The sequence below is a fragment of the Streptomyces durhamensis genome (genome assembly GCF_000725475.1).
Lineage (GTDB): Bacteria > Actinomycetota > Actinomycetes > Streptomycetales > Streptomycetaceae > Streptomyces > Streptomyces filipinensis.
In genome coordinates, this window is the sequence record NZ_JNXR01000036.1 from 47,617 (window position 1) to 68,629 (window position 21,013).

A 21,013-nucleotide genomic window follows, 5' to 3' on the forward strand; every position below is an offset into this window, starting at 1 on the left:
TGCGGGCACGCTGTGGCCGGCCGCGCGGTTCCCCGCGCCCCTTCGGCCGCTCGGCCGCAGCCGACCGCGTTCAGATCTCCAGCAGCACCGTGAAGGGCCCGTCGTTCGTCAGGGACACCCGCATCTGCGCGCCGAACCGGCCGGTGGCCACGGTCGCCCCGAGCCCCCGCAGCTGGGTCACCACCTCGTCCACCAGCGGCTCGGCGACGTCCCCCGGGGCCGCCGCGCTCCAGGTGGGCCGGCGGCCCTTGCGGGCGTCGCCGTACAGGGTGAACTGGCTGATCACCAGGAGCGGCGCGGCGATGTCGCTGCACGACTTCTCGTCCCCGAGCATGCGGATCGACCAGAGCTTGCGGGCCAGCTGCGCCGCCTTCTCCTTGGTGTCCTCATGGGTGACCCCGACGAGGACGCACAGCCCCTCGCCCTCGATCGCGCCGACCGTCTCGCCGTCCACGACGACGCTCGCGCCGTCCACTCTCTGCACCACCGCACGCATGCGGACCATGATGCCGGGTGCCCCGGACGCGGCCACAGGGGGTCCAATATAGATCCCTTACCCCCCATCTGGGGCCCTTCGGGGGCACTCGGTCACATAGTGGCCAGTTGGGGTGGCACGATGCTTCCACACGCCGGTCGAGGGGACGGTCAGAAGCACATGAGCACACCGAGTACCAGCGGGCGGCTGGAGACACAGGGGACGCAGGGGACGTGCCGGCCGCCCGCCCAGCGCGCCGACGCTCCGGCCGGCCCGGCCCTGCCCGCGGAGCCTCCCGAGCCAGATCTGGGCCGGCTGAGCCTGCCCGAGCTGCGCGCCCTGCGCCGTGACGCCCAGCGCGACGAGGCGGACCTCAGCTATGTGCGGCGGCTGCTGCAGGGCCGGATCGACATCCTGCGCGCCGAACAGTGCCGGCGCGGCCGGGCGGCGGTGCCCGCGCCGGCGGACGGCTCCATGGTCGACCGGCTCCCGGAGATCCTCAAGGACGCCCCGGCCCGGCACCGCTCCTCGGCCCGCCATGTCACGCTCGGCACTCCGCACAACGAGGAGTACCGGCAGCTGGCCGCCGAGATGCTCGCCGAGGTCGAGCTGTCGGACCTCCAGGCGCGCACCGATCTCGAACTGACCGCCGCCATGGGCCGCCTGGTCCGCTACGAGCAGGAGGTCTCCCGCCGCCGCCAGCACCTGCAGCACACGGCCGACGACTGCAGCGCGGAGATCGCCCGCCGCTACCGGGTGGGCGAGGCCCAGGTGGACGACCTGCTGCTCTGAGCCGGCGGCGGGGCGGTGCGGGTGGCGAAATGTGGGCGACAGCTTCCGGGCCGCCGCCTACGGTGGGGCCATGAGCGACGTCCGCATCGTCACCGAGGCCGAGCACAGGGACTGGCTGCGCGCGCACGCCGTCGGGTTCGTGCGGCCGCCCGTCCTGACACCCGAGCAGATCGAGGCCCGGCGGGCGCTGTTCGAGCCCGGCCGGCTGCTCGGCGCCTTCGACGACGGCCGCTGTGTGGCCACCTACCGCTCCTTCGCCCAGGAACTGACCGCGGTCGGCGGCGCGCCGGTGGCCGCGAACGCGATCACCAACGTCAGCGTCAGCCCCACCCACCGCCGCCGCGGCCTGCTGAGCCGCATGGTGGAGCGGGACCTCGCGGCGGCGAAGGAGCGCGGTGACGTCGTCGCCACCCTGATCGCCGCCGAGTACCCGATCTACGGCCGCTACGGCTTCGGCCCGGTCACCTGGTCGACCCAGTGGACCGTCGAGGTGCCCCGGGCCGGCCTCGACCCGCGCTGGTCCGGGCCCGCCGACGGCGGCCGGATCGACCTGGTGGACGGCGAGGACGTACGCAAGCTCGGCCCCGAGCTGTTCGAGCGGTTCCGCCGTCTGCAGCCCGGCGCGGTCAGCCGCGACGCGCTGTGGTGGCAGATGAACACCGGGGTGCTGCGCTACCACGGCGACTGGACCGAGCCCTTCTACGCCGTCTACCGGGCGGCCCACGGCGAGGTCGAGGGCCTGGTGGCGTACACGTCGGATGAGGTCTGGCACGGCAAGCAGCCGGATCAGACCGCCAGCGTGCTGGGGCTCATCGCCACGACCTCGCGGGCGGAGCGCGCCCTGTGGCACTTCCTGTGCTCGATCGACTGGATCACCAAGGTCAAGAGCGGTTACCGCGGCCCCGACGACCTGCTCCCCCTGCATCTGCCCGACCCGCGCGCCGCCCGGATCACCGGGCACGCGGACTGGCTCTGGCTGCGGATCCTGGACGTCGTACGGGCCCTGGAGGCGCGGACGTACGAGGCGGCGGGCACGGTGGTGCTGGAGGCCGTTGACGCCGCCGGGACGGCGGGGGGCCGCTTCCGGCTGGAGGCCTCGCCCGAGGGGGTGTCCTGTGTGCCGACGCGCACCCAGGGCGCCGATCTCACGCTGGACGTGGCGGATCTGGCCTCGGTCTGGCTCGGTGGCGAGTCGGTGCTGCGGCTCGCCGCGCTCGGCCGGGTCCAGGAAGAACGAGAGGGCGCCGCCCGGAAGGCCGACGCCCTGTTCCGCTCGCCCGGGCGGCCGTGGTGCCCGGACATGTTCTGACCGCTCCTCTCACCCGGTGACGCTGACTGTGCATCCGTAGCGAGCTGTTCAGTTGTGGCTGTGCCGCGGTGTTCGGTTGTGGCTGTGCGATGTCGTGTTCAGTTGTGACTGTGCGCTTCGGTGGCCGTCCCCTGTCCGGGCTCCCGGCTCCCCTCCGGAAGGGAGCCCGGTCGGCCAACCACTGGGAAGCTTGACCATGTCGTGCGAGTTGGCAGCCAACTCACAGTACTTATCTCCGTCGGGTGGCGGCTCATAACCAGCTGTCGCTGAACTGCCGTAACTTGGCGGGAAGTTGTAGTGTTTTTCCGTGGACCCGGAGCACGCCTCCGTCAGTGGACGGACGAGGTCACACCGGCCTCACGCGTCCCGCGACATCGCCGACGAACTGCGCACCCGGATCAGGTCCGGTGTGCTGCGGGCGGGGCAGCGCATGCCCACACAGGCCGAGCTGGCCGACGAGTTCGGGGTCGAACGGGGTGCGGTGCGGCAGGCGTTGCGCATCCTGCAGTCGGAGCGGCTGCTGACCAACGTTTCCAAGGGCAGCCCGGCCACGGTGGCGGCGGTGCCGGGGCCGGTGTCCTCGCCGGTCGGCCCGGCGCCGCCGCAGCCCACCATGGCCGGCCTCGCCCCCCGCATCGCGGACGCCTTCGCCGCCCCGCACGTGCGCATCGACGCGCTGTGCCTGACCGCGGTCTCGCTCACGCTGGCCATCGGCGAGCCGCTCCGGCAGATCCACGCGGGGCGGCGGAAACCGGCCAAGATCGACGTCCGGGTGCTGCTGCCCAGCCGGGACATCGACCTCGCCTTCCCGGCGCCGGTGTCCGCCGACGACGGAGGGCTGCTGCACCGCCGCTGGCTGGCCCAGCGCAACGCCCAGGGCCAGGTGCTGCGGCAGAACCTGCTGGCCCTGTACGCCACGCACGGCGTCGACGTGCGGGTCTCCTTCCGGGCCCTGCCGTTCACCCCGCCGGTCAAGCTGTACCTGCTCAACGGCTCGGAGGCGCTGTTCGCGTACTACACGCTCAAGCGCCGCGAGCGGGAGATCGAGCAGGCGCACCTGGAGCTGTACGACGCCGACGGCACGCGCTCGATGCTGTTCGCGTTCGAGCAGCGGGCCGGGCGGCGGGACGCCGCGTTCGTGGAGGAGTCGCGGCTGTGGTTCGAGGCGCTGTGGGAGACGATCAGTTCGGACCTGCTGCTCAGTCCCTAGGGCCTGGCGCCGGATTCCCGTATGCCGCACGGCTTCGCCAACTCGCAATCGTTGGCAGCCAACTCCCCGTAGATGGATCAGAGTTGTAGCGTTTGGTCGTGACCCAGGAGCATGTGGCAGTGAACGGCAGCGGAAGACGCACGCCTCAGGAGATCGCCGGCACCCTGCGCGAGCGCATCCGCACCGGCGTGCTGCGCCCTGGCCAGCGGCTGCCGACCCAGGCCGAGCTGGCCGGGGAGTTCGGGGTCGAGCGGGGTGCCGTACGCCAGGCGCTGCGGCTGCTGCACGAGGACGGGCTGCTCAGCGGCGTCACCAAGGGCAGCCCGCCCCGGGTCGCCGAGCCGCAGCCCGGACGGGAGGAGCCCCAGCCGACGATGGTGGCGCTCGCGCCCCGGCTGACCGAGGCGTTCTCCGCACCGCACGTGCGCATCGACGCCGTCTGCCTGACCGCGCAGAGCCTGATCCCGGCGCTCGGTGAGCCGCTGCGCCTGGTCCACGAGGGCCGGCTGCGCCCCGAGCGGATCGACGCCCGCGTCCTGCTGCCGTCCCGCGACATCAACCTCGCCTTCCCGGTCTCGGTCGACGCCGGGAGCGAGGAGGACGAGGCCGTCCACCAGCGCTGGCTGGCGATGCGCAACGCCCAGGGCCAGGTGCTCCAGTACAACCTCCAGGCGCTGCGCGGAACCCACGACATCGACGTCCACGTCACCTTCCGGGCCCTGCCGTTCACCCCTCCGGTCAAGCTGTACCTGCTCAACGGGGCGGAGGCGCTGTTCGCGTACTACAAGATCGAGCGCCGCGAGGAGCCGACGGACAGCGGGACGCTCAAGATGTACGACGCCGTCGGCTCCGAGTCGCTGCTGTTCTCCTTCGAACAGCGGGCCGGTCAGCGGGACGCGGCGTTCGTGGAGCAATCACAGAAGTGGTTCGACGCCCTCTGGGAAACCATCACGACGGACCTGACACTCTCCTAGTGACTTCTGATGCGACTTCTGATGCGACGTCTGGTGCGACCTCTGGTGCCAATGAGATCGAGAAGCTTCGGGAACTGATCACACCGGCCCGGTTCGTGCTGTGGGACTTCGACGGGCCGATCTGCCGTCTCTTCGCCGGGCACAAGGCGGAACGGGTGGCCGCGGACCTGGTGGAGTGGCTGGCCCGGCAGGGCCTCCACGGTCTGCTCACCGACACCGAACGGGACACCCTGGACCCGCAGGTCGTACTGCGCGCGGTGGGCCGCAGACGCCCGGGCAGCGACCTGGTCGCCGGGCTGGAGGAGCGGCTCACCCAGGAGGAGCTGCGGGCCGCCGCCTCCGCGCTGCCCACCGCCTACGCCGACCCGCTGATCCGCACCTGGACGGCCGTCGGCGCCCGGCTGGCCGTCACCACCAACAACTCGCCCCGCGCGGCCCGCACCTACCTGGAGACCCGCGGCCTCACCGGCTGCTTCAGCCCGCATCTGTACGGCCGCACCGATCAGCTGCACCACCTCAAACCGCACCCGCAGTGCCTCAACCGGGCCCTGAACGCGATGGGCGCCGCGCCCTCGGCCGCCCTGATGATCGGTGACGCCCCCTCGGACCTCGCCGCGGCCCGCGCCGCGGGCGTTCCGTTCCTCGGCTACGCGCGTAACGAGGCGAAGGAGGCGGTGCTGCGCGCCGCGGGCGCCCAGCGGGTCGTACGGTCGCTCCAGCCTCTGCTGCGATTGCTCCGGAGCAGCCGCCCGGTCGGCTAGCATGCCGACACGTCCGAGTCACCGCTCGGGCGCGTGCGTAACCGCGCGGGAGGAACGGCCAGCCCTCCTCTCCGCGCGATCGACCCCGGAGCGGCCAGTGGGCGCACCGCCTGTTCCCCGTGCCGCGGCCCAGGGACACGCCGGCAGAGTTCGGACGGACGTCGTCCGGGCCTTCGTGGCCCGCGCGCTCGCCACCCGGCCGAGGGGCACCGGCTTCCACCACGACGACCACGTGCTGCCGCTGACCGAGCCGCTGGCCCGGTTGCTCGGCCGGGAGCCGGGCACCCCGGTGACCGTGCGGGTGCCGAGGCCCGACGTACCGCCGGTGGTGATCCGGACCTGGGCCGGCGAGCCGGAGATCCTGCGGGCGGTGCGGGCCGTGCTGCCGAACGTGCCGGAGTGCCTGCTGGAGGGGGACGGCTTCGCCCTCCACAGCCATGTCGAGGGCACCCCGCTGGCCGAGCTGAGCGGCCCCGGCGAACCGGTCGACGGGCCGCTGCTGACGGAGCTGGCGGAACTGCTGGCCGCCATCGTGCAGGTGCGCGTCGCGGCCCTGCCGCCGCTGCCGCCGTCCTGGCCGGGCAACCACACCGATTCCCAGGGCTTTCTGCGCACCCTCGCCCACCAGGCCGAGCGGCAGGTCCGCCGGCCCAACTGGCGGCGGTACGGCGGCCTGTTCACGGCCCTCGGCGTGCCCGAGGACGCCCTGCCCCGGTTCGCCGAGCGGGTGCCGTCGATGACCCGGCGGCCGTACGGCCTGCTCCACGGCGATCTGCACCGCGGCAGTGTGGTGGTGCCGGCCGCCGGTGCCCGACCGCTGCACTGCCTGGGCTGGGAACTGGCCGGCTACGGCGACCCCTTGCACGACCTCGCCGTCCACCTCGTGCGGACGCGCTACCCCGACCACCAGTGGCCCGAGGTCACCGGGGCCTGGGAGGGCGCCGTACGCCGGGTGCGGCCCGCCGCGGTCGCCGGACTGCACAAGGACCTGCGCCACTACGTCGCCTTCGAGCACGCGCAGTCGCTGTACGCGGCCGTGATCCGCGCCGCGCGCTCCCTGGAGGACGCCTTCGGTCAGGAGCACCTGGACGAGGCGACCGCCGCCGTCCACGCGGCCCTGGGCCGCGCCGCCGAGCCGCTGCGGCTGGGCCGGGTGCCGGAGCGGGAGGAGATCGAGCGGATCCTGTTCCGGCGGGGCGTCTCGGCCGGCGCCCGGCGGCCCGGCGCGGTGGGCCGCGCCCGCCGGGGCATCGCCTGGCTGCCGGACCGGCGGGTGCCCGAGCACCCGGCGTTCTCGCACTCCGCGGTCGCCGACGCGCTGTTCCTGGAGGGCGCCGCACCGGCCGAGCGGGTGTTCAAGGGCGCCGCGCACCTCAGCACGGTGATCCAGGTCCCCGGCGCGCCCTTCCCCGTCGTCGTCCGCCGCGAGGCGACCGTGGTCCTGCGGCGCGAGCGCAGCTTCCTCAGCGAGCACGCGGTGCTCGCGGCCATCGAGCGCTCCGGGGCGCCGGTGGCCGCACCCCGGGTGCTGGCGCTCGGCGAGAGCCACGCCACCGATCCCGGCCACCGCTACGGCGCGGACCGGTTCGCCGTCCACACCTACGAGGCCGGCCGCGACCTCGGCCGCAGACCCGAGCACCCGGTGCACGGGCTGCGCCCGCACGAGGCGGACCGCCTGGTCGACCAGCTGGCCGCGCTGGCCGAGATCGACTACACCACGGTCGACCCGGTGGCCGGCCGTCCCGGCTTCCACGGCTGGCTCAGCGAGCAGCTGGTCGCGCTGGTGGCCGCTCTGCCCCGCCAGTCCCAGCGGCTGGCCCGCTTCCTCGGCCTGCCGGACGCGCCCCGGCTGCGCGAGATCCTCGCCCGGCACCAGGTCACCGACCGCGACCCCGCCCTGCTGCACGGCGACCTCAACCCCTGGAACCTGGTGCGCCGCGACGACGATCTGGCGCTGACCCTCATCGACTGGGAGCTGGCCCTGGTCGGCGATCCGCTGTACGAGCTGGTCCGGCACATGCACCTCACCCCGACCCGGCCGGAGATCCGCGACCGCATGTTCCGGCGCTGGGAGAGCCGGCTGCCCGCCCGGTTCACCCGCGACTGGCAGCAGGACTGGCGGGTCTACCGGTGGATCGAGATCGTCCGCTCCGCCTACGTCGACCTCGACCGGCTGGTCACCGGGACGAGCCTGGACGCCCCCAACGTCCGCCGCGCCGTGGAGTCGTACGCGATGACCCTGGCGGCGGCCACGGCCTCCCTGGGGCTGTCGTCCCGGCGCCGCACCGCCCCGGCGCTCCCCCGCACCCTGGCCTGGCCCACCCGCCCGGGCGGCGCTGCGTAGCCTCGCCCCATGGGTGGGACGGGCCCGCGCGAGCGCTGGAAGCGGCGCCTCAGCGGCCGACGTACGCCGCCAGGTGCTGCCCCGTCACCGTGGCCCGCGCCGCGACCAGTTCCGCCGGGGTGCCCTCGAAGACGACGCGGCCGCCGTCGTGGCCGGCGCCGGGGCCGAGGTCGATGATCCAGTCGGCGTGGGCCATGACCGCCTGGTGGTGTTCGACCACGATGACCGACTTGCCGGAGTCCACCAGGCGGTCCAGGAGGGACAGCAACTGCTCGACGTCCGCCAGGTGGAGACCCGTCGTCGGCTCGTCCAGCACGTAGACGCCGCCCTTGTCGGCCATGTGGGTGGCCAGCTTCAGGCGCTGGCGTTCGCCGCCGGAGAGGGTGGTGAGGGGCTGACCCAGGGTGAGGTAGCCGAGGCCGACGTCGGCCATGCGGTCGAGGATCTTGTGCGCCGCCGGGATGTGCGCCTCGCCCGCGCCGAAGAACTCCTCCGCCTCGGCCACCGGCATCGCCAGCACCTCGGCGATGTCCCGCCCCCCGAAGGTGTACTCCAGCACCGAGGCCTGGAACCGCTTGCCCTCGCACTCCTCGCAGGTCGTGGCGACACCGGCCATCATCGCCAGATCGGTGTAGACGACACCGGCGCCGTTGCAGGTCGGGCAGGCGCCCTCGGAGTTGGCGCTGAACAGCGCCGGCTTCACGCCGTTGGCCTTGGCGAACGCCTTGCGGACCGGCTCCAGCAGCCCGGTGTACGTCGCCGGGTTGCTGCGGCGCGAACCACGGATGGGCGTCTGGTCGATCGACACCACGCCCTCCCGGGCCGGGATCGACCCGTGCACCAGCGAGCTCTTGCCGGAGCCCGCGACACCGGTGACCACACACAGCACGCCCAGCGGGATGTCGACGTCGACGTCGCACAGGTTGTGCGTCGTCGCGCCCCTGATCTCCAGGGCGCCGGTCGGCTTGCGCACCGCGTCCTTGACGGCGGCCCGGTCGTCCAGGTGGCGTCCGGTGAGCGTGCCGCTGGCCCGCAGGTCCTCGACGGTGCCCTCGAAGCACACGGTGCCGCCCGCCGTACCGGCGCCGGGACCGAGGTCGACGACGTGGTCGGCGATCGCGATGGCCTCCGGCTTGTGCTCCACGACCAGCACGGTGTTGCCCTTGTCGCGCAGCCGCAGCAGCAGCCCGTTCATCCGCTGGATGTCGTGCGGGTGCAGGCCGATGGTCGGTTCGTCGAAGACGTACGTCACGTCGGTCAGCGAGGAGCCGAGGTGGCGGATCATCTTCACGCGCTGGGCCTCGCCGCCCGACAGGGTGCCCGCCGGCCGGTCGAGCGAGAGATAGCCGAGGCCGATCTCCACGAACGAGTCGAGGGTGTGCCGCAGCGAGTCGAGCAGCGGCGCCACCGACGGCTCCGCCAGCGACCGCACCCACTCGGCCAGGTCGCTGATCTGCATCGCGCACGCGTCGGCGATGCTGACGCCCTCGATCTTCGAGGAGCGGGCCGCCTCGGTGAGCCGGGTGCCCTCGCACTCCGGGCAGGTGGCGAAGGTGACCGCACGGTCCACGAACGCCCGGATGTGCGGCTGCATGCCCTCCCGGTCCTTGGCCAGCATCGACTTCTGGATGCGCGGCACCAGACCCTCGTAGGTCATGTTGATGCCGGCGATCTTCATCCGGACCGGCTCGCGGTACAGGAAGTCCTGCAGCTCCCGCTTGGTGAACTCGCGGATCGGCTTGTCCGCGTCGTACAGGCCGGACTCGGTGTAGAGGCGGTGGTTCCAGCCGCCCGTCTTGTAGCCGGGCACGGTCAGCGCGCCCTCGTTCAGGGACAGCGAGTCGTCGTAGAGCTGGGTGAGGTCCAGGTCGGAGACCGAGCCCCGGCCCTCGCAGCGCGGGCACATGCCGCCGGTGATGCTGAAGCTGCGCCGCTCCTTCACCTGCTGCCCGCCGCGCTCCACGGTGACCGCGCCGGCGCCGCTGACCGAGGCCACGTTGAACGAGAACGCCTTGGGCGAGCCGATGTGCGGCCTGCCGAGCCGGCTGAACAGGATGCGCAGCATGGCGTTGGCGTCCGTGGCGGTGCCGACGGTGGAGCGGGGGTCGGCGCCCATCCGCTGCTGGTCCACGATGATCGCGGTGGTGATCCCGTCGAGCACGTCGACCTCGGGCCGGGCCAGCGTCGGCATGAAGCCCTGCACGAAGGCGCTGTAGGTCTCGTTGATCAGCCGCTGTGACTCGGCGGCGATCGTGTCGAACACCAGCGAGCTCTTGCCCGAACCGGACACCCCGGTGAACACCGTCAGCCGGCGCTTGGGGAGCTCGACGCTGACGTCCTTGAGGTTGTTCTCGCGGGCGCCGTGCACCCGGATCAGGTCATGGCTGTCGGCGGCGTGCGGTGCGGTGAGGTCCATGGCGGCCACGCTAGCGGGGGCGTACCGTCCGGCGCTTCTCGAATCCTGACCGACGCATGCCCGTTTTGTCCGCCCTGCGGGTTCCCGCATTGCGGATTGCCGAACAACGTGCACGGTTCAATCAGTCTCCCCGGTCGGGAAAGCTCTCCCTCGTCAAGAAAAAGCACGAGCGGAATTCGCTCGTGAATTCCCCATTATGTACGACGGGAAGGCGGTGGCATCGGTGGCCGGAAAGGCCGTGGTGACCGGGGCGAGCAGCGGAATAGGCGCGGCGACCGCGCGCCGGCTGGCGAAGGACGGTTTCGAGGTGGTGGCCGTCGCACGGCGCGCGGACCGGCTGCGGCAGCTGGCCGAGGAGACCGGCGTACGGCCGTACGCGCTGGACGTCACCGACGACACGGCCGTACGGCGCATGGCCGCCACGCTCGACTCCTGCGACGTGCTGGTGAACAACGCGGGCGGCGCCCTGGGCGCGGAGCCCGTGGCCGAGGCGGACCCGGCCGACTGGGAGCGGATGTACGCCGTGAACGTGCTGGGCAGCCTGCGCGTCACCCAGGCCCTGCTGCCGCTGCTGCGCGCCGGGCAGGGCGGCACCGTCGTCACCGTGACCTCCACCGCGGCCTTCGCGGCCTACGAGGGCGGTGGCGGCTACTGCGCGGCCAAGTACGCCGAGCGCGCCCTCACCGAGACCCTGCGCCTGGAGCTGTGCGGCGAGCCGGTCCGGGTGATCGAGGTGGCGCCCGGGATGGTCAGGACCGAGGAGTTCGCCCTCAACCGCATGCGCGGCGACGCCGAACGGGCCGCGGCCGTCTACGACGGCGTCGACCGCCCCCTCGGCGCCGACGACGTCGCCGAGTGCGTGGCGCTGGCGGTCGGGCTGCCCCAGCACGTCAACGTCGACCGTCTCGTCGTCCGCCCCCTGGCCCAGGCGGCCCAGCACAAGCTGCACCGCGGCCCCCTGCTGCGCACCTGAACCCCTGCCGTCCCGTCCACCGCCCCCGACCGCACGAGCCGAGGAGTGCGCCCGACGTGAAGCTCCACCGTGACGAACTGACCCCGCAGATGCAGGAGTACACGCGGTTCGACGACCGCGGCGAGGCCCGCTATCTGCCCTACCTCATGTACTTCCACCGGGCCGGCTACCGGTCCCCCGTCATCAACACCGACCGGGCCGGCTTCCGGCTCTCGCACGGCCCGGACGGCGAGACGGCCTCCGCGGCCGGCCGGATGCCCGCCGGACCGGTGCGGCTGATCTCCGGCAGCTCCACCGTGCTCGGCATCGGCGCCACCAGCGACGCCACCACCCTCGCCTCGCAGCTGTGGCGCAAGCACGCCCCGTCGGCGCCGTGGCTCAACTTCGGGGGCCGCTGCTACAACTCCACGCAGGAACTGCTGCTGTTCACGCTGTACCGCCATCTGCTGCCGGAGATCGAGGAGATCGTCGTCTTCTCGGGGCTCAACGACCTCACCGTCGGCCGGCTGCCCGAGTGGCAGCAGGGCGACCACGGCGCGTTCTGGTTCTGCGGCGAGTACTTCGACAAGATGGAAGAGCTGCGCGAGAGCAACCGCAAGGCCTCCGGCACCAAGCTGCTGGGCCGCCGCCCCGAGCGCCGCCGCACCATCTCCACGCACGACGACGTCCGCCGCGACATCCCCGCGGTCATCGACGCCGCCGCCGAGCTGACCCTGCGCCACCTGGACAGCTGGCGGCGGCTGGCCGGCCCGGCGGCCAGGCTGACGTACGTGCTGCAGCCGATGGCGCTGTGGATGCGCGACCGGCACGCGCCGCAGGAGCGGCTGCTCTTCGACGAGATCGACCGCATCTCCAAGCTGGGCACCTGGGAGGCCCTCTACGGCGACATCTCCCGCAAGGAGGTCGCCCGCGCCTTCTCCGGCAAACTCGAAGCCGGCTGCGAGAAGCTCGGCATCCGTTACGTCGACCTCAATCCGGTCGTCGCCGAGGCGGTCACCGAGCAGGACTGGATCTTCGTGGACCGGGCGCACTACACCGATCACGGCTACGACCTCGTGGCCCGCATTCTCGCCGAAACACTCGGCCTTTCCTGACCTGGATTTTCCGGAGTTCTCCCTTCGAGAAAAGGCGATCACGCATGTCTTTGCTGCGCAAAATCACGGACCTGCTGTTCCGGCGCAAGAAGCGCGCAAGCCGTAAGAACGACGCGTCCATCTACCCCATGTTCTGAGCCCGCGAAAGGATGAGGATGTACGACGACGGCGGCCCCGCCCGGGTCGTGTACGCCTACGCCGCCGACCCCGAGGCCTCGGTGCCGGACGGCGGATTCGTGGAGGAGGTCCGCGCCGAGCTGCGCCGGGCGGCCGGCGCCGACGGCCCGCTCGACGACCTCGTCCGGCAGGCCGCCGACTGGTCGGCCGAGGAGGGCAAGCGGTTCACGGGCCTGCTGGACGCCGGCCACCGGGAGGGCCGGCCCGCCGGGCACGAGGAGGTGCTGGTACGCCGTGCCGTGCTCGGCTGTGCCCCGCTCTCGCTGGTCTCCGGCGCCTGGCTGCAGTGGCTGAGCGCGCCCGGCACCTTCGAGGTCCCGGTGGTGCTGCGGATACTCGCCCTGTACGCCTCCGACGTGGGCGCCGGACACCCGCACGCCTCCCGGGGCAGCGCCTTCCTGGAGCTGCTGCGCCGGCTGCGGCTGGCCGAGCACGCGGTACCGGCCGCGCGGCTCACCGGTGACCAGCGCATCCCCGAGTCGGCGTTCCGGCTGCCGGGCCTGCTGCTGGCGATGAGCAGGCGGCCGGACGACTTCCGTGGCGAGCTGCTCGGCGCCGATCTGTGCCTGCGCGCGGTCGGACTGCTGCCCGCCCTGGCGATGGTCAGACAGGCCCGGCCGGCCGAGACCGACTGGGACGCCGTGGACCCCTCGGTGCCGCGGGAGGCGGACGCGGAGCGGCCGGACCGGCAGTGCCGGGCCCTGGTCGAGGAGCTGGTCGCCGAGGACGGCGACCGGGCCGCCGACGCGGTGCGGCGGGGCTTCGCCTGGACGCTGGGGGCGCTGCGCGCGTGGTCGGGCGGCCTGTACGCGGAGCTGGTCGCGGCCGGGGACCCGGCGTTCGACATGGCGGAGCTGATGCGGCTGCGCGCCCGCGAAGGGTCCGTGTACCACCACCAGTTCCAGCTGGAGGGCAAGCCGCTGGCCCGCTGGCTCGCCGAGTGCCGCACGGACGCGTACCCCCTGCTGGACGCCCTGTCCCGCAGCAAGCTCGTCAAGCCCGGGCGGGCGTCGGCCAGCTCACTGGTCCGGGGCCTGGTCGGCGAACGCGGCCCGATGTTCCGGGTGTTCTCCCCGGAGGACCTGAACGTCATCCGCCGCTGGATCGACTCCCTCCCGACACCCTCCGACGGCACGACGGTCCCCACCGCGGAGCCCGCCCCCGCCGCCGCAGCCGCGGAGTCCGCCCCGGCCGCCGCACCCGCTCCCGCCGCCGTGGCCGCCGCCCTGCGGGCCGGGCATCGGGGTCCGGGGCGTGTGCCCTCCTCCGTGCGGGAGGCCTATCACCTGCTGATGCGGCGTACCGACAGCCCGGAGCTGCGGGTCTGGGCGAAGCGGTATGTCGCGGGGTGGCTGGCCCGCTCGCGGCACGGGATGGACGAGCGGACCATGCCGCTGCCGGTGCGCTGGGGGCGCGAGGGGCTGCGGCCCTGGCTGCAGGAGCGGCACGACCGGCACGGCGCGGAGTTCGAGGAGAACGCGGACGTACCGCTGCCCTCGCGGGAGGCGGTCGTCGACGACACCGTGCAGACGGCGCCGCTGACCCTGATCGACGGCAGCTGGCTGCAGGGCTTCACCGACTACGAGCAGGCGTCCTCGGAGATCGGGCACTCGCTCTTCGAGACCTACTGGGACGAACTCGGCAACGGCGAGCCCCGGTTGAACCACCCGCTGATCTACCGGGACGTCCTCAAGGAGATGGGCGTCGACCTGCCGCCCACCGCCTCGGCGGAGTTCGCCCGCTGGCCCGGCTTCCGGGACGAGTCGTTCGAGCTGCCGGTGTACTGGCTGTGCGTCGGCCGGTTCCCGCGGACGTTCCTGCCGGAGGTGCTGGGGCTGAACCTGGCGATGGAGCTGTCGGGTGTCGGCGGCACCTACCGCAGGGCCCGGCTGGCGCTGAAGGCCTACGGGTTCAGCACGCGCTTCGTCGACATCCACAACACCATCGACAACGTCGCCACCGGCCACTCCGCCTGGGCCGCGGACGCGGTGGACACGCTGATGGCCGCCCTGCCCGAGACCCCTGGTCCCGGCGGCCGGGAGGAGACCTGGCAGCGGGTGCGGACGGGCTACCGCTCGCTGAACCCGCCGAGCGGTGTGGGCGCCCGGCTGGCCGCCCGCCGCGGACGGCTCGCGGGCAGGCGCGGATGACGCCCGTACCCGATCGCACAGACCACATCCCGCACACCAATTCCGTGGAGGAACGCAGCGGTGTCTGACCTGATCCTGGGAGTGTCGGCCTTCTACCACGACAGCGCCGCGGCGCTGATCGCCGACGGCGTGCCGGTCGCGGCCGCTCAAGAGGAACGTTTCAGCAGGCGGCGGCACGACCCCTCCTTCCCCGCGGCGGCCGTCCGCTACTGCCTCGAAGAGGCCGGCGCACGCCTGGACGACGTGTCCGCCGTCGCCTACTACGAGGACCCGCGGCTGAAGTTCCGCAGGGTGCTCGCCACCTTCCTCGGCGCCGCCCCGACCGGCTTCGCCTCCTTCCGCGACACCCTCCCCTCCTGGCTCGGACCGGGCGGCAAGCTGCGCACCGCCGACCGGGTGCGCGCCGACCTCGCCGCGCTGGGCCTGGGCCGCGTGCCGGAGCTGTCCGTGCGCCGCCACCACGAGTCGCACGCCGTCTCGGCCTTCTTCCCGAGCCCCTACGAGTCCGCGGCCGTCCTGTGCATCGACGGCGTCGGCGAGTGGGCCACGACCACCCTGTGGCACGGCCGCGGCACCGAGCTGACCCCCCTCGCGGAACTGCGCTTCCCGCACTCCCTGGGCCTGCTGTACTCGGCGTTCACCTACTTCTGCGGCTTCAAGGTCGACTCCGGCGAGTACAAGCTGATGGGCCTCGCCCCCTACGGCACACCCCGCTACGCCGACCTCATCCGCGAGCACCTCGTCGACATCAGGCCCGACGGCTCCTTCCGCCTGGACATGCGGTACTTCGAGTACCTGCGCGGCCAGGTGATGACCGGCCGGGGCTTCGAGAAGCTCTTCGGCGGACCCCGGCGCGCCCCCGAAGGCCCGCTCACTGAGCGCGAGTTCGACCTGGCGGCCTCGGTCCAGGCCGTCACCGAGGAGGTCGTGCTGCGGCTGGCGCGGACCGCCCGCGAACGCACCGGCGAGTCGACCCTGTGCCTGGCCGGCGGCGTCGCCCTCAACTGCGTCGCCAACGGCAAGATCATCGACGCGGGCATCTTCGACGAGGTGTGGATCCAGCCGGCCGCCGGAGACGCCGGCGGAGCGCTCGGCGCGGCCCAGGCCGTCGCCATGGAGCGCGGGGTGCGCCGCGACCACCCCGCCACCGGACGCGACGCGATGAGCGGCTCGCTCCTCGGGCCCGGCTACGACGACGAGGAGATCGCCGCCTACCTGGAGTCCCGCGGCATCCCGCACCAGCGCCTCGACCCCGACACGCTGGCCAAGGCGGTCGCCGAGGGACTGGCCGAGGGGAAGATCGTCGGCTGGTTCCAGGACCGCATGGAGTTCGGGCCGCGCGCACTCGGCGCCCGCTCGATCATCGGCGACCCGCGCAACCCGGACATGCAGTCCACCATGAACCTCAAGATCAAGTTCCGGGAGTCGTTCCGCCCGTTCGCGCCCGCCGTGCTGGCCCCCGACGCCACCGACTACTTCGACCTGCCCCAGGAGAGCCCGTACATGCTCGTGGTCTCCCAGGTCGCGAAGGCCCAGCGGCTCGACGCCGACAGCGCCGGCGCCAGCGGCCTGGACCTGCTGAAGGTGCACCGCTCGACCATCCCCGCCGTCACCCACGTCGACCACTCCGCACGCGTGCAGACGGTCACCGAGCACAGCAACCCCGCCTACCACCGGCTGCTGACCGCCTTCAAGGCCCGCACCGGCTGCCCGGTCCTGGTCAACACCTCCTTCAACGTGCGCGGCGAGCCGATCGTCAACACCCCCGACGACGCCTACACCTGCTTCATGCGCACCAACATCGACATGCTCGCGCTCGGCAACTTCCTGCTGGAGAAGAGCGCCCAGCCCGCCTGGTCGGAAGAGCACGACTGGCGTGCCGAGATCCCGCTCGACTGAGCACCGCCCCGCCATCCCCACCAACCCCGGCGCCCGCCCGGGTGCGCCGGGAGAACGGAGCGCCCATGCGCACCTTCCTGCTCTTCCTCGTCTACTGCTTCGTCGTGACGCCCGTCGGCCTGGTGAGCCGCGTCGTCAAGGACCCCATGACCCGCCGTCGGCCCGCCCGCACCACCACCTACTGGACCGCGCCGACCCCGACACAGGCCCGCTGAACGGCGAGCGGCCAGGTGCGCCCAAGACCGATGGGAGACAAACGATGACCAGCCTGCTCCAGTTCGCCCGGCACCGTCTCGACGACAGCGTCCGGGACCTGCTGGACAAGGAGATATCGGAACGTGTCTCGGAGACCCGGCTGGACTCCGACCTCGACGACGCCATCCTCGCCGGCATCGGCGCCTACGCGCTCAGCCGCCACCTCCCCGGTGACGTGCTGCAGAGCGTCCAGGTGTTCACCGCCGCCGCGCGGCACGCCCTGGTGCTGTCCAACCTGCCGGCACAGGACTTCCCGGCCACCCCGGTGAGCGGCTTCGGGGACGAACCCGAGCTGGCCGTCACCAACGCCGTCCACCTGGGGCTGATCCGCCTGATCGGCGCGACGCCCTTCGCCGTCGCCTACGAGAACGACGGCCACCTCATCCGCAACGTCGTGCCCAACCCGAAGGCCTGCGGCACCACCAGCTCCTGGGGCGCCGACTCGGAGTTCTTCTGGCACTCCGACAACCCGCACCAGCCGTTCGGCCGGCCCGGCTCCGACCCGCGCCTCTACACCCCGCCGTACCTGACGTTCTACGCGGTGCGCAACGAGGAGCAGGTCCCCACCGAGATCGCCGCCCTCGACGACGTCCTCGTGCGCCTGGATCCCGAGACCCGGCAGATCCTGCAGACGCCCGAGTTCGAGGTCGGCGCGCCCGACTCCAACGACGGCGGGGCCACCGGCCCGCTGCGCGAGGCGGCGATCCTCGAACCCGACGGCACCGGCCGCCACCGCGTCCGCTACGACCGCGGCCACACCACAGGCGTCACCGACCGGTCCCGCGCCGCACTGGAGCGCTGGGCCGAGACCCTGACCGCCATCCCGGCCGCCGAACTCGTCCTGGACACCGGCGACTTCATGATCTTCGACAACCACCGGGTGCTGCACCGCCGCAAGGCCTTCACCCCGCGCCCCGACGCCACGGCCCGCTGGCTGCGCCGCTGCTACGCCGCCTGAGCCCGGCCCACCTCCACCACCGTACGAAGGGAACCCCATGAACACCTACCGCGTGGCCGTCGTCGGCGGCCGCCCGGCCCCGATCGCCGGCGCCAAGCAGCTCGGCATCGACGTCGTCCTCGTCCATGAGGAGGGCTCCTACGACCCGGCCATCGCCGAGCACTGCGAGCGCATCGTGCACGCCCCCATCGCCGACGGGCAGGCCGTCCTCGACGTGCTGAAGCCGCTGCACGACGAGCGGCCCTTCGACCGCGTCCTCACCACCACCGAACCGGCCGCCGAGTCCACCGGTTTCGTCGTGGACGCGCTCGGCCTGCCCGGCGTCACCGAGGCCACCGCCCGCGCCCTGAAGGACAAGGCGCTGACCCGCGAACTCCTCGACAAGCACGGCCTGAGCCCGGTGCGCTACCGCATGGTCGGCAGCGCCGCCGAGATAGCCGCCTTCCGTGCCGAGGTCGGCGAACGGATCATCGTCAAGCCGGTGGACGGCGTCGCCAGCCTGCACATCCACCCCGTCGACACCCCCGAGGACGCCGAACGCGCCTGGCAGGCCCTGCGCGCGGCGGACATCACCGGCGTCATCGCCGAGGAGTACCTCGACGGCCCGGTGGTCAGCGTCGACTCCTTCTCCTACGACGGCCGCCACCTGCCCATCGGCTACTCCGAGTACCGCATGAACGACCGGTACGTCGAATGGGAGGTCAGCACCCCCAGCCGGTACGCCCGGCCCTGGCTCGCCGAACTCCGCGAGCTGACCCCGAAGCTGCTGGACGCCGTAGGCCTCACCGAAGGCCCCTCGCACAGCGAGTTCGTGCTGACGAAGAACGGCCCCCGGGTCCTTGAGTCGCACGCCCGGCTGGCCGGCAGCGGCGCCCCCGAACTGGTCCGGCGCGCCTTCGGCCTGGACCTGAACCGGATGTTCCTCACCGTGCCGCTCGGCATCGACGAACTCCCCGCCACCTCCCCCGAGCCGATCGGCGGCGCGGCCGTACGGTTCTTCACCCCCGAGCCCGGCACGGTCACCGCCGTCGAGGTCGCCGAGGACGCCGCCGACGAGGTGCGCCACGTCCCCGCGGGCAAGGTGCTGTACGTCTTCCTGCCCTACCTCGACGAGTTCCGGGACACCGAGGTGGCCGCCGTGATCGGCAAGGCCGCCGGCGAGAAGGTGCCCCCGCTGCTCACCGTCGCCGACTGCGTCTCCGGCTACGCCATCGCCTCCGGCCGGGACGCCGACGACGCCGTGGCCAGGGCCGAGGCCGTCAACGCGAAGATCCGCTTCGAGACGCGCTGAGCACACCGTCCGCCGCCCCGGCACCGCTTCCCGGACCGGGCGGCCGGGCCCGCAACCGCCGGCGCCCGGCCGCCCGGTCCGCCTCGTGCGCGCCCCCCGCACCCCTCCGGCCCGCGCCGTCCCGCGCGACCCGGCCCGCACCGACCACTGGGAGGGAACCGCCTGTGAACCCCATCGCTTCGACCGTCCCGACGGGCAGCCCCGCACCGGACCCCGTCACCCAGCTGCACTCCGTCCGGCAGCTCGTCGAGGAGCGGTACACCGAAGAGCAGCCGCTGATCCGGGCCGCTCTCCACCTGATCGACTGCGCCACCGACATCGTCGCCGGACTGCCCGAACCCGACCTCGACGCCTGCCGCGACGCCCTCGGCTCCGCCCGCGCCGCCGTGGTCTCGGCCACCTTCGCCGTGGGCCGCGTGCGGGACCTGGCCGTGTCCGGGACGGAGCGCGCATGAGCCGGCACATCGTCGTCCTGCACCGCTGGCGCGACCGCCACGCCCGCTACGAGGACTACCTGGACCACCGCACCCACCACGTCACCTACGTCACCACCGAGCTCGCCCGGGACTCCGTGCCCGCCGGCGCCGCGGCCGTCCTGACCGTCCACGCCACCGACGACTCCGCCGCCGTCTGGCGCGCGGTGACCGAGCTGCGCGCCCGCTTCGGCCCGCCGGCCCGGCTGCTCGCCCTCAACGAGGGCGACCTCGACACCGCGGCCCTGATCCGCGAGCGCCTCGGCTGCGCCGGCCAGACCCCGGCCGAACTCGCCCGGTTCCGCGACAAACTGACGATGAACCGGATCGTGTCGGACGCCGGCGTCCCCACGCCCCGCTTCGCGGACGCCCCCGACGAACGGGCCGTACGCGCCTTCGCCGACCGCCACGGCCTGCCGGTCGTGGTCAAGCCGCGGCGGGGCACCGCCAGCCGGGGCGTCGTACGGCTCGCCTCCGAAACCGACCTGCCGCAGCTGGCCGCGCTGCCGCCCGAACCACGCCTGGTGCAGGCGTACTGCCCCGACGAGATCGTCCACATCGACGGCCTGTGGACGGGCGACCGCCTGGGCCCGTGGCGGGCCTCGCGCTACGTCAACACCTGTGTCGACTTCACCCAGGGCCAGGCGCTCGGCTCCGTCGAGATCGACGACCCCGAACTCCTCGGCGCGCTCGGCCGGTTCACCGCGCAGGTCGCGGGCGCGCTCAGCACCGACCCCTGGGTCTTCCACCTGGAGGCCTTCGTCGGCACCGCGGCCGACGGCCGGCCCGCGATCCGCTTCCTGGAGGCGGGCTACCGGGTCGGCGGCGCGGAGATCCCGTTCGTCTGGCGCGAGGTGCACGGCATCGACCTGATGCGGGCCGCCGCCGACATCCAGCTCGGCCGGACCGTCGACGTTCCCGTGCCCGCGCGGTGGCGCACCGGCGGCTGGCTGCTCGTGCCCTCCCCGGTCCCGGCCCCCTGCCGCGTGCTCAGCCACGAACTGCCCGCCCCGGAAGACCCCGCCGAGGCACCGTACGCCGTGGTCGTCCCCGCCGTCGGCCAGGTCATCCCGCGCGTCGGCGGCTACGAACACGTCGGTGCCCGCTTCCGCTTCCGCGGCGACTCCAGTGGCGAGGTCGAGAAGGCGGTCCTGCGCACGGCGGCCCAGTTCCGCCTGGAGTGCGTCCCGCAGCCCGATCACCTCGGCGGCGGCCGCCCGGCGTGCGGACTGGACCGATGAGCGCCGCGGGCCCCACCGTCGCCGTACTCGTCCTGGAGGACGGCCGCGTCTTCCGCGGCCGTGCCTACGGGGCCGTGGGGGAGACCTTCGGCGAGGCCGTGTTCTCCACCGGGATGACGGGTTACCAGGAGACCCTGACGGATCCGTCGTACGACCGGCAGATCGTGGTCGCGACGGCCCCGCAGATCGGTAACACGGGCTGGAACGACGAGGACGACGAG

General features: G+C 73.0%; 18 protein-coding genes. 16 read left to right on the forward strand and 2 right to left on the reverse strand.

The annotated features are described in order from the left end of the window. Positions 1 to 70: 70 nt before the first annotated feature. On the reverse strand, positions 71 to 496 hold the full coding sequence (gene dtd, locus IO33_RS0136900) for a D-aminoacyl-tRNA deacylase (protein WP_031173325.1): 426 nt from the start codon (positions 494 to 496) through the stop codon (positions 71 to 73). A gap of 159 nt (positions 497 to 655) precedes the next feature. On the opposite strand from dtd, the gene IO33_RS0136905 reads away from it, so the two are divergent. The 6 genes from IO33_RS0136905 to IO33_RS0136930 all read left to right on the forward strand — a co-directional run bounded on the left by IO33_RS0136905 (position 656) and on the right by IO33_RS0136930 (position 7,865). Continuing rightward, positions 656 to 1,267, forward strand: a complete 612-nt coding sequence (locus IO33_RS0136905) for an RsiG family protein (protein ID WP_031173327.1) — start codon at positions 656 to 658, stop codon at positions 1,265 to 1,267. Between the two features lie 70 nt (positions 1,268 to 1,337). Then, positions 1,338 to 2,576 carry a GNAT family N-acetyltransferase gene (locus IO33_RS0136910; RefSeq protein WP_031173329.1) on the forward strand — a complete coding sequence of 413 codons (1,239 nt, stop codon included), beginning with the start codon at positions 1,338 to 1,340 and terminating at the stop codon, positions 2,574 to 2,576. 307 nt (positions 2,577 to 2,883) lie between these two features. Then, positions 2,884 to 3,786: a winged helix-turn-helix domain-containing protein gene (locus IO33_RS0136915; RefSeq protein ID WP_031173331.1), complete on the forward strand. Its 903-nt coding sequence runs from the start codon at positions 2,884 to 2,886 to the stop codon at positions 3,784 to 3,786. A gap of 92 nt (positions 3,787 to 3,878) precedes the next feature. Further along, positions 3,879 to 4,760 (forward strand): winged helix-turn-helix domain-containing protein, encoded by an 882-nt coding sequence (locus tag IO33_RS0136920; RefSeq protein ID WP_209438986.1) that lies wholly within the window; start codon positions 3,879 to 3,881, stop codon positions 4,758 to 4,760. After that, entirely contained in the window at positions 4,760 to 5,521 is a 762-nt protein-coding gene (locus IO33_RS0136925) for an HAD family hydrolase (protein ID WP_245235968.1), read from the forward strand. The genes IO33_RS0136920 and IO33_RS0136925 overlap by 1 nt, the downstream gene beginning before the upstream one ends. 97 nt (positions 5,522 to 5,618) lie before the next feature. Then, on the forward strand, positions 5,619 to 7,865 hold the full coding sequence (locus IO33_RS0136930) for a phosphotransferase (protein WP_031173337.1): 2,247 nt from the start codon (positions 5,619 to 5,621) through the stop codon (positions 7,863 to 7,865). 49 nt (positions 7,866 to 7,914) lie between these two features. Here the strand turns inward: IO33_RS0136930 and IO33_RS0136935 are convergent, their stop codons facing one another. After that, positions 7,915 to 10,281, reverse strand: coding sequence for an ATP-binding cassette domain-containing protein (locus tag IO33_RS0136935; protein ID WP_031173339.1), 2,367 nt, complete (start codon positions 10,279 to 10,281; stop codon positions 7,915 to 7,917). 196 nt (positions 10,282 to 10,477) lie between these two features. On the opposite strand from IO33_RS0136935, the gene IO33_RS0136940 reads away from it, so the two are divergent. The 10 genes from IO33_RS0136940 to IO33_RS0136990 form a co-directional block, all read left to right on the forward strand. Continuing rightward, positions 10,478 to 11,254 carry an SDR family oxidoreductase gene (locus IO33_RS0136940; protein WP_051927173.1) on the forward strand — a complete coding sequence of 259 codons (777 nt, stop codon included), beginning with the start codon at positions 10,478 to 10,480 and terminating at the stop codon, positions 11,252 to 11,254. 56 nt (positions 11,255 to 11,310) lie between these two features. Beyond that, positions 11,311 to 12,348, forward strand: a complete 1,038-nt coding sequence (locus IO33_RS0136945; protein WP_051927174.1) for an SGNH/GDSL hydrolase family protein — start codon at positions 11,311 to 11,313, stop codon at positions 12,346 to 12,348. A gap of 155 nt (positions 12,349 to 12,503) precedes the next feature. Beyond that, the gene (locus IO33_RS0136955; RefSeq protein ID WP_037686917.1) at positions 12,504 to 14,675 is read left to right on the forward strand and encodes an iron-containing redox enzyme family protein; all 2,172 of its coding nucleotides are present in this window, start codon (positions 12,504 to 12,506) and stop codon (positions 14,673 to 14,675) included. 60 nt (positions 14,676 to 14,735) lie between these two features. Further along, complete coding sequence (locus IO33_RS0136960; RefSeq protein ID WP_031173347.1) at positions 14,736 to 16,574, forward strand: carbamoyltransferase family protein; 1,839 nt, start codon at positions 14,736 to 14,738, stop codon at positions 16,572 to 16,574. A 65-nt stretch (positions 16,575 to 16,639) separates the two neighbouring features. Next, positions 16,640 to 16,789, forward strand: a complete 150-nt coding sequence (locus IO33_RS51440; RefSeq protein ID WP_167349495.1) for a hypothetical protein — start codon at positions 16,640 to 16,642, stop codon at positions 16,787 to 16,789. 44 nt (positions 16,790 to 16,833) lie between these two features. Beyond that, positions 16,834 to 17,787 (forward strand): TauD/TfdA family dioxygenase, encoded by a 954-nt coding sequence (locus tag IO33_RS0136970; protein WP_031173349.1) that lies wholly within the window; start codon positions 16,834 to 16,836, stop codon positions 17,785 to 17,787. A gap of 37 nt (positions 17,788 to 17,824) precedes the next feature. Then, a complete protein-coding gene (locus IO33_RS0136975) occupies positions 17,825 to 19,078 on the forward strand; it encodes an ATP-grasp domain-containing protein (protein WP_031173352.1) in 1,254 nt (417 codons plus the stop codon). A 164-nt stretch (positions 19,079 to 19,242) separates the two neighbouring features. Next, the gene (locus tag IO33_RS0136980) at positions 19,243 to 19,533 is read left to right on the forward strand and encodes a hypothetical protein (RefSeq protein WP_051927176.1); all 291 of its coding nucleotides are present in this window, start codon (positions 19,243 to 19,245) and stop codon (positions 19,531 to 19,533) included. Beyond that, complete coding sequence (locus tag IO33_RS0136985; protein ID WP_031173354.1) at positions 19,530 to 20,792, forward strand: ATP-grasp domain-containing protein; 1,263 nt, start codon at positions 19,530 to 19,532, stop codon at positions 20,790 to 20,792. The genes IO33_RS0136980 and IO33_RS0136985 overlap by 4 nt, the downstream gene beginning before the upstream one ends. After that, positions 20,789 to 21,013: carbamoyl-phosphate synthase domain-containing protein (locus tag IO33_RS0136990; RefSeq protein ID WP_031173356.1), on the forward strand; the 225-nt coding region annotated here is incomplete at its 3' end. The genes IO33_RS0136985 and IO33_RS0136990, both read left to right, overlap by 4 nt.